The organism is Pseudomonas sp. NPDC087614 (genome assembly GCF_044743485.1).
Taxonomy (GTDB): domain Bacteria; phylum Pseudomonadota; class Gammaproteobacteria; order Pseudomonadales; family Pseudomonadaceae; genus Aquipseudomonas; species Aquipseudomonas baetica_A.
Genome location: NZ_JBIUWN010000029.1, coordinates 49,062 through 60,905, shown reverse-complemented (window position 1 = coordinate 60,905; position 11,844 = coordinate 49,062). Strand labels below are relative to the sequence as shown.

General features: G+C 57.7%; 14 protein-coding genes and 1 pseudogene. 1 reads left to right on the top strand and 14 read right to left on the bottom strand.

What is annotated here, in order from left to right; all coding sequences use genetic code 11:
- Positions 1-37 precede the first annotated feature (37 nt).
- The 13 genes and pseudogenes from tolB to ACIOWA_RS13295 form a co-directional block, all read right to left on the bottom strand.
- Positions 38-1,216, bottom strand: a pseudogene (tolB, locus tag ACIOWA_RS13355) (Tol-Pal system beta propeller repeat protein TolB); the annotation flags it as partial.
- A 17-nt stretch (positions 1,217-1,233) separates the two neighbouring features.
- Positions 1,234-2,313: a cell envelope integrity protein TolA gene (gene tolA, locus ACIOWA_RS13350; RefSeq protein ID WP_339430975.1), complete on the bottom strand. Its 1,080-nt coding sequence runs from the start codon at positions 2,311-2,313 to the stop codon at positions 1,234-1,236.
- Positions 2,313-2,765 (bottom strand): protein TolR, encoded by a 453-nt coding sequence (gene tolR, locus ACIOWA_RS13345; RefSeq protein ID WP_221730777.1) that lies wholly within the window; start codon positions 2,763-2,765, stop codon positions 2,313-2,315. The genes tolA and tolR overlap by 1 nt, the downstream gene beginning before the upstream one ends.
- A gap of 23 nt (positions 2,766-2,788) precedes the next feature.
- Positions 2,789-3,484 (bottom strand): protein TolQ, encoded by a 696-nt coding sequence (gene tolQ / locus ACIOWA_RS13340; RefSeq protein ID WP_007912733.1) that lies wholly within the window; start codon positions 3,482-3,484, stop codon positions 2,789-2,791.
- Positions 3,474-3,941, bottom strand: a complete 468-nt coding sequence (gene ybgC, locus ACIOWA_RS13335; protein ID WP_339430976.1) for a tol-pal system-associated acyl-CoA thioesterase — start codon at positions 3,939-3,941, stop codon at positions 3,474-3,476. The genes tolQ and ybgC overlap by 11 nt, the downstream gene beginning before the upstream one ends.
- Before the next feature lie 128 nt (positions 3,942-4,069).
- Positions 4,070-5,131, bottom strand: coding sequence for a Holliday junction branch migration DNA helicase RuvB (gene ruvB / locus ACIOWA_RS13330; RefSeq protein ID WP_221730687.1), 1,062 nt, complete (start codon positions 5,129-5,131; stop codon positions 4,070-4,072).
- Positions 5,132-5,740, bottom strand: coding sequence for a Holliday junction branch migration protein RuvA (gene ruvA / locus ACIOWA_RS13325; protein WP_123467207.1), 609 nt, complete (start codon positions 5,738-5,740; stop codon positions 5,132-5,134).
- Between the two features lie 114 nt (positions 5,741-5,854).
- Positions 5,855-6,382 (bottom strand): crossover junction endodeoxyribonuclease RuvC, encoded by a 528-nt coding sequence (gene ruvC, locus ACIOWA_RS13320; RefSeq protein ID WP_007962095.1) that lies wholly within the window; start codon positions 6,380-6,382, stop codon positions 5,855-5,857.
- Positions 6,383-6,540: 158 nt separating this feature from the next.
- Positions 6,541-7,287, bottom strand: a complete 747-nt coding sequence (locus ACIOWA_RS13315; RefSeq protein WP_122589593.1) for a YebC/PmpR family DNA-binding transcriptional regulator — start codon at positions 7,285-7,287, stop codon at positions 6,541-6,543.
- Positions 7,288-7,416: 129 nt separating this feature from the next.
- A complete protein-coding gene (aspS, locus tag ACIOWA_RS13310) occupies positions 7,417-9,192 on the bottom strand; it encodes an aspartate--tRNA ligase (protein ID WP_038366634.1) in 1,776 nt (591 codons plus the stop codon).
- A 108-nt stretch (positions 9,193-9,300) separates the two neighbouring features.
- A complete protein-coding gene (locus tag ACIOWA_RS13305) occupies positions 9,301-9,522 on the bottom strand; it encodes an FmdB family zinc ribbon protein (RefSeq protein WP_064119106.1) in 222 nt (73 codons plus the stop codon).
- Between the two features lie 156 nt (positions 9,523-9,678).
- Positions 9,679-9,993, bottom strand: coding sequence for a ribbon-helix-helix domain-containing protein (locus ACIOWA_RS13300; protein WP_339465273.1), 315 nt, complete (start codon positions 9,991-9,993; stop codon positions 9,679-9,681).
- Positions 9,994-10,175: 182 nt separating this feature from the next.
- Positions 10,176-10,646, bottom strand: coding sequence for a Dps family protein (locus ACIOWA_RS13295; RefSeq protein ID WP_339430978.1), 471 nt, complete (start codon positions 10,644-10,646; stop codon positions 10,176-10,178).
- Positions 10,647-10,957: 311 nt separating this feature from the next.
- Here ACIOWA_RS13295 and ACIOWA_RS13290 point away from each other — a divergent pair, with 311 nt between their 5' ends.
- Complete coding sequence (locus tag ACIOWA_RS13290) at positions 10,958-11,560, top strand: cold-shock protein (protein WP_221730684.1); 603 nt, start codon at positions 10,958-10,960, stop codon at positions 11,558-11,560.
- A gap of 75 nt (positions 11,561-11,635) precedes the next feature.
- Here the strand turns inward: ACIOWA_RS13290 and ACIOWA_RS13285 are convergent, their stop codons facing one another.
- Complete coding sequence (locus ACIOWA_RS13285) at positions 11,636-11,842, bottom strand: SlyX family protein (RefSeq protein ID WP_339430979.1); 207 nt, start codon at positions 11,840-11,842, stop codon at positions 11,636-11,638.
- Between the last annotated feature and the right edge of the window lie 2 nt (positions 11,843-11,844).

Here is an 11,844-nt window from a genome sequence, read left to right as displayed (position 1 = left end):
TAGCTCGACAATTAATGCAAAATAGCATCAAGACTCACCGGCACTGGTGGCGGGTGTCTGAGATTACAATGGTGCCGTTGGGCGCAACAGTGGGTGACTCGTCCAGAGTGCTATCAGTGAGGATCTTTACACTGCCGCGCTGCAAATCCTGGGCCGCCACCTTGAAATTGGTGAAACCGTCCTGGCGATGGATCATCACCAGGGTCTTTTCATCAGCCGAAAGCTTCGGGTTGGCATTGTAGTTGCCAATGAAGGTCACACGCTCAGCACCACCACCGCTTACGCTGGTTTTGTAGATCTGCGGCTTGCCGCCACGGTCGGAGGTGAAGTAGATGGTCGAGCCATCTTTGCCCCAGAACGGTTCGGTATTGATGCCCGGACCTGCGGTTACACGGGTGATCTGACGCGATGCAAGGTTCATCACGTAAATATCCGGGTTACCGTCTTTGGACAGCACGAATGCCAGGCGATCGCCATTCGGCGACCAGGCTGGCGCGCCGTTCAGGCCTTCGAAGTTGGTGATCTGCTCACGGCGACCGGTGTCGATGTTCTGCATGAAGATGCGCGGACGCTTCTGCTCGAACGACACGTAGGCGATGCGTTTGCCATCCGGAGCGAAACGCGGCGACAGGATCGGTTCACGCGATTGCAGCAGAGTCACGGCGCGGGCACCATCGTAGTCCGAACGCTGCAGGGTGTAGCGAGTGTTCTTCTCGGAGAAGCGCTCCGCCGTCACGTAAAGCAGACGGGTCGAAAACGCACCCGGAATACCGGTGAGCTTTTCGAACGACTGGTCAGCGATGAAGTGCGCCATGTCGCGCAGTTGCTCGGTGGTACCGGAAACACTGCCGTCAGCCACTTTCTGTTCGGTGGCAACGTTGAACAGTGCCCACTGGACCTGCAGGCGACCGCCTGCTGGAGCGATGCTGCCGACCATCATGTATTGCGCACCTACCGCCTTCCAGTCACGGAAGATGATTTCGCTCGGCTGGCTTGGCTGACTGATCATGTTTTGCTTGGGAATCGGCGAGTAGTAGCCCGAGTTCCGCAAATCGTTACCAATGATTTCAGCTATGTCGTCCGGCAGAACAGCACCGCCCTGGAAACCGAACGGTACAACAGCGATCGGGGTGGCCCGATCACTACCGCTGGTGACCAGAATGTTCTTTTCCTCAGCCATCGCGATCCCTGCCATGCAGCAGATCACGACCAGCATTCCTCGAAGAAGGTTTCTCACAAGGCTAGATCCTCAGGTGTGAATGTCATCTTGAATGAACGATACGGAGCGAAATCGCTCGGCTTCATTCCCTGCATTTCTGTCAAACGTCCAATATTCTTCACTGCCGCCACTGCCGAAGCATCGAACGGACCATCGCCACTGGACTTGGACACGTTGACCGTAGTCACCGTGCCGTCCGGCAACATGCCGATTTGCAGCACGACCGTCATGCCTTTGCGCGCTGAAGGTGGACGTGCCCACCCCTCTGCGGCTCGCGCACGAATCAAGTCATCGAAACTGCCCGCGACTTCGTCACCCTGCTCATCAGCCAAGGCCTGCTGGCGCTGCGGCGTGTCGGAAAGCAAATCTGCCAGGGCCTGAGCCTTTTTGTCTTCGGTAGATTTACGTGCCGCCTCTTGCGCTTTCTTCTTCGCAGCATCGGCAGCCGCTTTCTTCTTCGCGTCGTCGGCGATTTTCTTCTTCGCCTCTTCAGCTTCAGCTTTCTTCTTGGCGTCTTCGGCGGCTTTCTTCTTCGCGTCTTCGACGATCTTCTTCTTGGCTTGTTCAGCGGCCGCTTTCTTGGCCTCTTCTTCAGCAGCCTTTTTCGCTTCTTCTTCGGCTTTCTTCTTGGCTATATCAGCCAATTGTTTCTCTTCTGCCTTCTTGGCTTCGGCGGTCTTCTTCGCTTCATCGGCTTTCTTGGCTTCATCAGCCTTTTTCGCCTCGTCCGCTTTTTTGGACTCGTCGGCCTTCTTGGCTTCCTCGGCCTTTTGAGCCGCTTCTTCTTTCTTTTGTTCCGCAGCTTTCACCGCTTCCTGCTCGACCTTTTTCTGCTCCATCTGTTCGACTTCGGTCTGACGTGCGGCGGACTTCTTCGCCTCACCCGCAATCTTCTGATTGGTCTGGGTGGTTGCCTGACTTTTCGATTTCAGCTGGTACAGGGTCGCCTGGACAATCGGCTTGGCCGGAGGCAGTTCCGGTGTGAAGGCAAAACTGACAAACAGCATGCCGAACACCAGCACGTGCAAGACAATCGCCCAGACACTAGGCCAGAAGAAGCTTTCCGAGGCGGACGGCTCTCTCTGTTGCCGCATCAGGGGGCCTCGGTAATCAAACCAACATTACCGACCCCGGCTTTCTGCAACCCGCCCATGGCGCCCATGACGGCACCATAGTCAACGGTTTTGTCGCCACGGATAAAGACCTGAGTACGCTTGCCGCCTTCGTTGCCGGCACGAATGATCTTGGTCACCGCATCGGTCATTTGCGGCAGGGTCATGGCCCTGTCCTGTTGCTTCTCGGTGTCGACTTCACTGCCAAGGTTCCAGTAGTAGGTCTTGTCAGCCTTGATCGAAATGGTCAGGACCTGGGTGTTGTTGTCCTGCGGCAAGGCTTCGCTGGAAACCTTGGGCAGATCAACTTTCACGCCCTGATTGAGCATCGGCGCGGTCACCATGAAGATGACCAGCAGCACCAACATCACGTCGATGTAGGGCACTACGTTCATCTCGGCAACCGGCTTGCGCTTTTTGCGAGCTCGAGCGATTAAAGCCATTGGAAATTACCTGCTTATTCTTCGCTGGTGTGCACTTTGCGGTGCAGGATCGCCTGGAATTCATCGGCGAAGGTGTAGTAGCGGCTCAGCAAGGTTTCGCTGCGTGCAGAGAAACGGTTGTAAGCAATAACGGCCGGAATCGCGGCGAACAGACCGATCGCCGTGGCGATCAAGGCCTCAGCGATACCCGGAGCCACCGTGGCGAGGGTCGCTTGCTGGGCGCTGGCCAGACCGCGGAAGGAGTTCATGATGCCCCAAACGGTACCGAACAGACCGATGTACGGGCTGACCGACCCCACAGTGGCGAGGAACGGCAGGCTTTGCTCCAGTTTCTCTTCTTCACGGGAAATGGCTACGCGCATGGCACGGGCCACGCCTTCCATCACGGCTTCAGGATCGACGCCGGGCTGCTGACGCAGACGGGAGAACTCCTTGAAACCGGCGCGGAAGATCTGCTCGACGCCGGAATCCGGATCCGGGTTGCTGCCGGCCTGACGATACAGTTTGGACAGATCGATACCCGACCAGAAGCGCTCCTCGAAGCTCTCCAGGGCACGTCGACCGGCACGCAGCAGATTACTGCGCTGAAAGATCATGATCCATGAGGTCACCGATGCGGCCACCAGGGTCAACATTACCAACTGCACCACGATGCTGGCATTGCTGACCAGGCTCCACATGGAGGAATGGTCGACGACGTTAGCTTCCACGCTTTATCTCCTGCTTAGAGTGTGTACCCGGGCCGCCCACGTCGGCAAAGGCCGCACGCAGGTCTTCGGGAAGGGCCCGGGGTTTCAAACTGTTAGTGCGCACACAGGCCACCAAAAACTGCCCTTCACAGAGCAGCACATTATCCGTAGCCCGCCTGACCTGCTGTTTAAAGCGCAGGCTGGCACGGTTCAATTCGATTACTTCAGCGCTTACCAGCAGTTCGTCGTCCAGTCGCGCCGGCGCGTGGTAACGCGCTTCGCTGGAATGCACGACAAACAACAGGTCCTCCCCTGCCAGCTGCGATTGGGCAAAGCCCAGCTCGCGGAGCCGCTCGGTTCGAGCCCGTTCCATAAACTTGAGGTAATTAACGTAATACACGATGCCGCCCGCATCGGTGTCCTCGTAATAAACGCGACAACGATGTGCGAACGGCTCAAGCCCGTTTTGCGCGCGCATACTCTAGTGCTTACTCCTCAGGTTGCCAATCCGGCCAGGCAACTGTTTTTTCGTTGTTCAAAGGCTTTACCGTAAAAGTACCGTCCTCTGACAGTACAAACCCTGAATAAATCGACAACAAATGTGTATTAATCGTCCACGGCATCGAGAAACTCGTCTACCACGGGCATCTCACCCATTCGTGACGGAACATTTAAACCGAAATGCAGGTACGCATGGCGCGTCACTACCCTGCCCCGCGGTGTGCGCATGATGTAGCCCTGCTGAATCAGGTACGGTTCCAGCACATCTTCAATGGTGTGGCGCTCCTCGCTGATCGCTGCCGCGAGGCTGTCGATCCCGACCGGACCGCCATCGAACTTCTCGATCATGGTCAACAGCAAACGCCGGTCCTGATGATCGAAACCGTGTTCGTCGACATCCAGCAGGTTCAGCGCCAGATCGGCAACCGATTTGGTGATATGCCCCTTGGCCCGCACTTCAGCAAAATCGCGCACCCGGCGCAGCAGGCGGTTGGCAATGCGTGGCGTACCACGGGCACGACGAGCAATTTCGAAGGCGCCTTCCGGATCCAGCGGCAGGCCGAGGATATTCGCCGAACGACTGACAATCGTCGACAGATCCGCCGTGCTGTAGAACTCAAGGCGCTGGACGATACCAAAGCGGTCCCGCAGCGGGTTGGTCAGCATGCCGGCGCGGGTGGTCGCACCGACCAAGGTAAACGGCGGCAGGTCGAGCTTGATCGAACGGGCCGCCGGCCCTTCACCGATCATGATGTCGAGCTGGAAATCCTCCATTGCCGGGTACAGCACTTCTTCGACAATGGGCGACAGGCGATGGATTTCGTCGATGAACAGCACATCGTGCGGTTCAAGATTGGTCAACAACGCGGCCAGATCACCGGGGCGCTCAAGCACCGGGCCCGAAGTGCTCTTGATCGACACGCCCATTTCCTGGGCAATGATGTTGGCCAGCGTGGTTTTACCCAGACCCGGCGGACCGAAAATCAGCGTGTGGTCGAGCGATTCACTACGGCCACGGGCAGCCTGGATGAACAGTTCCATCTGCTCGCGCACGGTCGGTTGGCCAATGTAGTCAGCCAGGCTGACCGGACGAATGGCCCGATCCTGGACTTCTTCGCGCTCACGCGGGCTATGCGCGGCAGCGATCAGACGATCAGCTTCAATCACTTAAATCATTCCCTTCAGGGCGCGGCGGATCATGTCTTCACTGCTCAGATTCTTGTCCTTGATCGCGGAAATGGCCTTGCTGGCTTCCTGCGGCTTGTAACCCAGGGAAATCAGTGCGCTGACCGCATCGTTTTCGGCGGTATTGACCGGCGCCGGGCCATCCGGCTGGTTCGGCACCAGGGCAAACATGGCCGGCGAGGTTTCCCAGGCCTTGAAGCGATCTTTCAGTTCGACCAACAAACGCTCGGCGGTTTTCTTGCCGACGCCGGGCACCTTGGTCAGCGCCGAAGTGTCCTGGGACTGCACGCAGCGAATCAATTCATCGACTTCCAGACTCGACATCAATGCCAGCGCCAGTTTTGGCCCGACACCATTGAGACGGATCAACTCGCGAAAAAAGTCTCGCTCACGCTTGCCGGCAAAACCATAGAGTAACTGCGCGTCTTCGCGTACGACCAAATGGGTGTGCAGGGTCAGCGGCTCACCGACCGACGGCAGGCGGTAAAGGGTGGTCATGGGCACTTCCAGCTCATACCCGAGGCCGTTTACATCCAGAATCAGGTGCGGCGGCTGTTTCTCAGCCAGGGTGCCGCGCAAGCGTCCAATCACGTTTCAGATCCTTGAGCGTTGGCCAGCCGTGGGCTGGCGACAGTCAGAGCGAAGACGTCGGGCCGACAACACAGGCGCCAAACCTTTCGCTCCGTAAATTTGATGCTGATGCTATCAGAGACGCAGGCGCCCGCCACGACTGCGTGCTGTTCCCAGGCCATGCGGCAACAGGCTGGAGCGGGTGTGCGCGTGACAAATGGCAATCGCCAGGGCATCGGATGCATCGATTTGCGGTTTGCTGGTCAGCTTTAGCATGTGCATGACCATCATCTGCACCTGCTCTTTATTCGCCGCGCCAGTGCCGACTACGGCCTGTTTGACCTGGGTCGCCGTGTATTCGGCAATCTCCAGACATTCTTCTGCGCCGGCGACAATCGCGGCTCCACGGGCCTGCCCCAACTTCAGCGCCGAATCGGCGTTTTTCGCCATGAACACCTTTTCGATGCCCATGGTGACCGGGCCGTAGGTCTGAATGATTTCACGCACACCGCGATAGACGATTTGCAGACGCTCATGCAATTCGCCAGCACCGGTGCGAATGCAACCCGAGGCCACATAAATGCAGCCGCCGCGTCCGGTATCGCGAACAATGCCGTAACCGGTGATACGCGAACCGGGGTCGATACCAAGAATTAAAGTCATAACGCCTGCAGGTTCGGTGAAAACACGAATTTCAAAACGACGAATAACCAATACGGGAGCGGGCTTGCTCGCGAAAGCGGTGTGTCATTCAGCATGTAAATCTGCCGATACGCCGCATTCGCGAGCAAGCCCGCTCCCACATTCAAGCCTGGTCGCTCTTAACCGAGCTGAGCGGCCACGTCTTCCGGGATGTCCGCGTTGGAATAGACGTTCTGCACGTCATCCAGGTCTTCAAGCATGTCGATCAGCTTGAGCACCTTTTCCGCACCATCCAGATCCAGTTCGGCGCTGGTGGTCGGCTGCATGACGATTTCCGCGTCATCACCCTTGAACCCGGCCGCTTCCAGCGCGTTTCGTACGGCGTAGAAGCTGGTGAACGAGGTGAAAACGTCGATCGATCCGTCTTCGTGGGTGACCACGTCGTCGGCATCGGCCTCCAGAGCCGCCTCGGTCAACGCGTCTTCGTCAACGCCCGGCGCGAAGCTGATCTGCCCCTTGCGTTCGAACAGGTACGCCACCGAACCGTCAGTACCGAGGTTACCGCCACATTTGCTGAACGCATGGCGTACCGCTGCTGCTGTGCGATTGCGGTTGTCGGTCATGCATTCAACCATCACCGCCACGCCGCCAGGGCCGTAACCTTCGTAGGTCAGCTCTTCGACGTTGTCCGCTTCGGTCGCACCGGCGCCACGCGCAACGGCACGATCGATGATGTCGCGGCTCATGTTCGCGCTCAGCGCCTTGTCCAGGGCCAGACGCAGACGCGGGTTGGAACCCGGATCACCGCCGCCCTGACGGGCCGCAACGGTCAGCTCGCGGATCCACTTGGTGAAAATCTTGCCTCTCTTGGCATCCTGACGTTCTTTGCGGTGCTTGATGTTCGCCCACTTGGAATGACCTGCCATAACTCGCTCCGAATTCTCTTTGAAACGTCGCCCGCCGCGCATGTCGCGCAGCCAGCAAACAAAAAAATCTCGACCTGCTTTCTACAGAAAGAAAAAAGGCGCATCCAAAGATGCGCCTTCAGGCCCGTCTTACTCAGCCTTTGGCGTTTCACGCAAACGAATGTGCAGTTCGCGCAGTGCCTTGGCATCCACCACACCCGGTGCTTGCGTCATCACGTCGGCAGCACTCTGGGTTTTCGGGAAGGCGATCACTTCACGGATCGACTGGGCGCCGGTCATCAGCATCACCAGACGGTCCAGACCGAAGGCCAGACCACCGTGCGGCGGAGCACCGTACTTCAGCGCGTCGAGCAGGAAGCCAAACTTCTCTTCCTGTTCCGCTTCATCGATACCCAACAGACGGAATACCGACTGCTGCATTTCCTTGCGGTGGATACGGATCGAACCGCCACCCAGCTCGGTGCCGTTCAGCACCATGTCGTAGGCGCGGGACAGAGCGCCAGCCGGGTTGGCTTCCAGCTCTTGCGGCGTGCACTTCGGCGCGGTGAACGGGTGGTGCAGCGCGGAGAAGCTGCCATCGTCGTTTTCTTCGAACATCGGGAAGTCGACGACCCACATTGGCGCCCACTCGCAGGTCAGCAGCTTCAGGTCGTGACCGAGCTTGATGCGCAGTGCACCCAGCGCTTCGCTGACGATCTTGGCCTTGTCGGCGCCGAAGAACACGATGTCGCCATCGACTGCGCCAACGCGATCGAGGATCACGTTCAGCTTGTCTTCCGGGATGTTTTTCACGATCGGCGATTGCAGACCTTCAACACCAGCAGCGCGCTCGTTGACCTTGATGTACGCCAGGCCCTTGGCACCGTAGATGCCGACGAACTTGGTGTAATCGTCGATCTGCTTGCGCGGCATGCTCGCCCCGCCTGGAACGCGCAACGCAGCGATACGGCATTTCGGATCGTTGGCCGGGCCGCTGAACACCTTGAAATCGACTTCTTTCAACTGATCGGCAACGTCGACCAGTTCCAGCGGGTTACGCAGGTCTGGCTTATCGGAACCGTAACGACGCATGGCCTCTTCGAAAGTCATGTGCGGGAAATCGCCGAACTCCAGACCCAGCACTTCCTTGAACAGATTGCGGATCATTTCTTCGGTCAGGCCCATGATCTCTTTTTCATCGAGGAAGCTGGTCTCGATGTCGATCTGGGTGAATTCCGGTTGACGGTCAGCGCGCAAGTCTTCGTCACGGAAGCACTTGGCGATCTGGTAGTAACGGTCGAAGCCGGCCACCATCAGCAGTTGCTTGAACAGTTGCGGCGATTGCGGCAGGGCAAAGAACGAACCGGCATGGGTACGGCTCGGCACCAGATAGTCACGCGCGCCTTCCGGAGTAGCACGGGTCAGGATCGGTGTTTCGACGTCGAGGAAGCCGTTTTCGTCGAGAAAGCGACGGATGCTGGTGGTCATACGCGAACGCAGACGCAGCTTCTCGGCCATTTCCGGGCGACGCAGGTCGAGGAAGCGATAGCGCAGGCGGGTTTCTTCGCCAACGTCAGAGAACTCGTTCAGCGGGAACGGCGGGGTTTCCGACTCATTCAGCACTTCCAGCTCGTAGCCCAGGACTTCGATCATGCCCGACGCCATGTTGGCGTTGGTGGCACCGGCCGGACGCAGGCGAACCTTACCGGTGATTTTGACGACGTATTCGCTGCGCACGCGATCGGCGGCGGCGAAGCTCTCGGCGCGATCCGGGTCGAATACCACCTGAGCCAGACCATCACGATCACGGATATCGAGGAAAATCACCCCGCCGTGGTCGCGACGACGGTGAACCCATCCGCAAAGGGTAATTTCCTGGCCTTCCAGGCTTTCGTTCAGTTGGCCGCAATAGTGGCTGCGCATCATGGTAGTGGTTCGCTTCTCGTAATTCGAAATTCGGTGGAGATCCCGCCGCACTCAAGCATTGTGCGACTGACGGAAACTCACGCGTGTCGTTCGACCGGGGTTTGAACCCTAGTCAGATTTGTCGCCACCGGCCAGATTCTTCTTGGTTCCGGTCTTGAAATCGGTTTCGTACCAACCGCTGCCGCTAAGGCGAAAGCCGGGCATGGACAGCTGCTTCTTGAGCTCTGGTGCCTGGCAGGCAGGGCAGTCGACCAGCGGTGCCTCGCTGATCTTTTGAATGGCTTCCAACTGATGACCACAGGAAGCGCATTGGTAATCGTACATCGGCATGGGGGGTGTCTCGGCGATCAGATTGCCACCGCGCGCAGGGCTTTGCGGCGAAAGAGCGGGATTATATCCATTAAATGCGGCCTGTGCAGCCGTAAGACTGCACAGGCCGCGACCTCGTTTGCAACCACTGTGTCAAAGCGAATTGACCGGTGTGGCTTACTTGACCCCGTTCATGACGCACACCACTCGCACCAGAGCGCTGAAATTTTTCACGCCGCCATGACGCAGATGCACCTCACGATCAACGTGGGACAACAGCGAACTGATCGAACAACAATTATCTGCGGCCATATCGCCGAGGATATTCCAGTAAACCTGCTCAAGTCGCAGGCATGTCGCGTATCCGTTCAAACGCACGGATCGGGACAACGGCTGAATCAATGACATGTCGAATTCGTTGACGAACGGATCGACTTTCAACTCATGTGGCAAGCCGACAATCCTGTCGCCCCGCCTGTCTCCTTCTACCATATCGGTGACACTCCTTTGCCATCTCTGCTTGTTTTCAAAGCCACATCCTGTGACTTCATAAAAGCGCAGACGCAAAGTTATATCCAGATGACTTGGTGACCATCACCGTAGGATAAGCCAACGACACAGGTACGAATCCGGACAGCACGCGAGCAGTCCGCAGACCTGCTCGCATGCCAGGGTTATGCTTGAAGCAAAGCGCGCAGCATCCATGCGGTTTTCTCGTGAACCTGCATGCGCTGGGTCAACAGGTCGGCAGTCGGCTCATCGCTGACCTTGTCGAGCAACGGGAAGATGCCGCGCGCGGTGCGGGTCACGGCTTCCTGCCCATCGACCAGTTGCTTGATCATGTCTTCAGCGCTCGGTACCCCCACCTCTTCCTTGATAGAGGACAGACGTGCGTAAGTGGCATAGGCGCCCGGTGCCGGAAAGCCCAGCGCGCGAATGCGTTCGGCGATCAGATCCACGGCCAGCGCCAGTTCGTTGTACTGCTCTTCGAACATCAAATGCAGCGTACGAAACATCGGGCCTGTGACGTTCCAGTGGAAGTTATGGGTTTTCAGATACAGCACGTAGGTGTCCGACAGCAGACGCGACAGCCCCTCGACGATGGACTTGCGATCCTCTTCACTGATACCGATATCGATTGCCATGTTTACCCCCTAACGGCGATTGAATTCATCCAACAGGTGCAGGCCCACTCTAGCAAGGCTGTCGCCAGCCCGCAGCCTCGAAAACCTGAACAGGCTGCGACAAAAAGACCGGCGCTGTGCCGCTGGCCGGGCTGATTTGAGTAGCAGCAGGCTTTGCTGTTAAATAGGCAGTGTGTCGCTACGCCCCGTTTTTCGGGGTTTCGCGCATAGGCTGATGCCGTGTACGTGTCCACCGCCTCTTATTTTGTCCCGAAGCGAACCGTGCATCTTCAGCTCTTCCTTGTGAGCCGTTATAAAGTGAGCCATTCAAAATGTTGAAAATCGTCCACCTGCTGATGGGCGCAGCGGCATTGCTGCTGTCGTTCATACCTAGCCTGAAATCCGAAGCCGTTCCTTACCTGCAACAACCCGATGCACTTTACCTGGCCTTTTTCGGCCTGCTGAACCTGGTGATTGCTCCAGTAATTCCTTACTGGAACAAAGGCCCGCGCCAGCATCTGCAAAACCTGGTCAGCGCGCTTCTGGTGCTGACTGTCGTCCTGCAAACCTTGACCCTGATCGCGCCGATGCCCGTCATCGCCGGCCAACCAGCGGTGTTGTTCAGCCTGGTGATTGCCCTGACAGCCGTAATCCTGCACCTGGCCGTCAGCTTCTATAGATCTTCACCTGCCGCCGCGCCAACCAGCTACGACATGACCAACCGCGATACCGGCACCGTCAAGTGGTTCAACACGTCCAAAGGCTTCGGCTTTATCTCCCGGGATTCCGGTGATGATATTTTCGTGCACTTTCGCGCGATCCGTGGCGAAGGCCACCGCGTTCTGGTCGAAGGCCAGCGCGTAGAGTTCTCGGTGATGAACCGGGACAAGGGCCTGCAAGCCGAGGACGTGATCGCGGCTTTGCCGCGTCGCTGATCCCAGGCAATAAAAAACCGCGAACAGCCAGACTGTTCGCGGTTTTTTTATGCCTGCACAAAACAGTGCTGTGGCTCAATAGTGCGGGGGTGGCGCCTCTTCCTCAAAGGATTCGAACTGCCCGACCATTTCTTCCTGACGCTTGAGCAGTGCGGCCATTTGCAATTGCAGGCGCTCGACCACCCGTTGCTGCGCCACCAGCACATCGTTCAAGGCCTGAATGGTGTCATCCTGAAACGCCAAACGGCTTTCCAGATCGTTAACGCGTTGTTCCAGACTCATGA

What these genes read in the sequence shown, in the direction of transcription:
- tolA (WP_339430975.1), bottom strand. Translation starts at nt 2,313, where the DNA reads ATGCGGCAACAGAGAGAGCCGTCCGCCTCGGAAAGCTTCTTCTGGCCT.
- ybgC (WP_339430976.1), bottom strand. Translation starts at nt 3,941, where the DNA reads ATGCGCGCGCAAAACGGGCTTGAGCCGTTCGCACATCGTTGTCGCGTT.
- ruvC (WP_007962095.1), bottom strand. Translation starts at nt 6,382, where the DNA reads ATGACTTTAATTCTTGGTATCGACCCCGGTTCGCGTATCACCGGTTAC.
- ACIOWA_RS13315 (WP_122589593.1), bottom strand. Translation starts at nt 7,287, where the DNA reads ATGGCAGGTCATTCCAAGTGGGCGAACATCAAGCACCGCAAAGAACGT.
- aspS (WP_038366634.1), bottom strand. Translation starts at nt 9,192, where the DNA reads ATGATGCGCAGCCACTATTGCGGCCAACTGAACGAAAGCCTGGAAGGC.
- ACIOWA_RS13305 (WP_064119106.1), bottom strand. Translation starts at nt 9,522, where the DNA reads ATGCCGATGTACGATTACCAATGCGCTTCCTGTGGTCATCAGTTGGAA.
- ACIOWA_RS13300 (WP_339465273.1), bottom strand. Translation starts at nt 9,993, where the DNA reads ATGGTAGAAGGAGACAGGCGGGGCGACAGGATTGTCGGCTTGCCACAT.
- ACIOWA_RS13295 (WP_339430978.1), bottom strand. Translation starts at nt 10,646, where the DNA reads ATGGCAATCGATATCGGTATCAGTGAAGAGGATCGCAAGTCCATCGTC.
- ACIOWA_RS13290 (WP_221730684.1), top strand. Translation starts at nt 10,958, where the DNA reads ATGTTGAAAATCGTCCACCTGCTGATGGGCGCAGCGGCATTGCTGCTG.
- ACIOWA_RS13285 (WP_339430979.1), bottom strand. Translation starts at nt 11,842, where the DNA reads ATGAGTCTGGAACAACGCGTTAACGATCTGGAAAGCCGTTTGGCGTTT.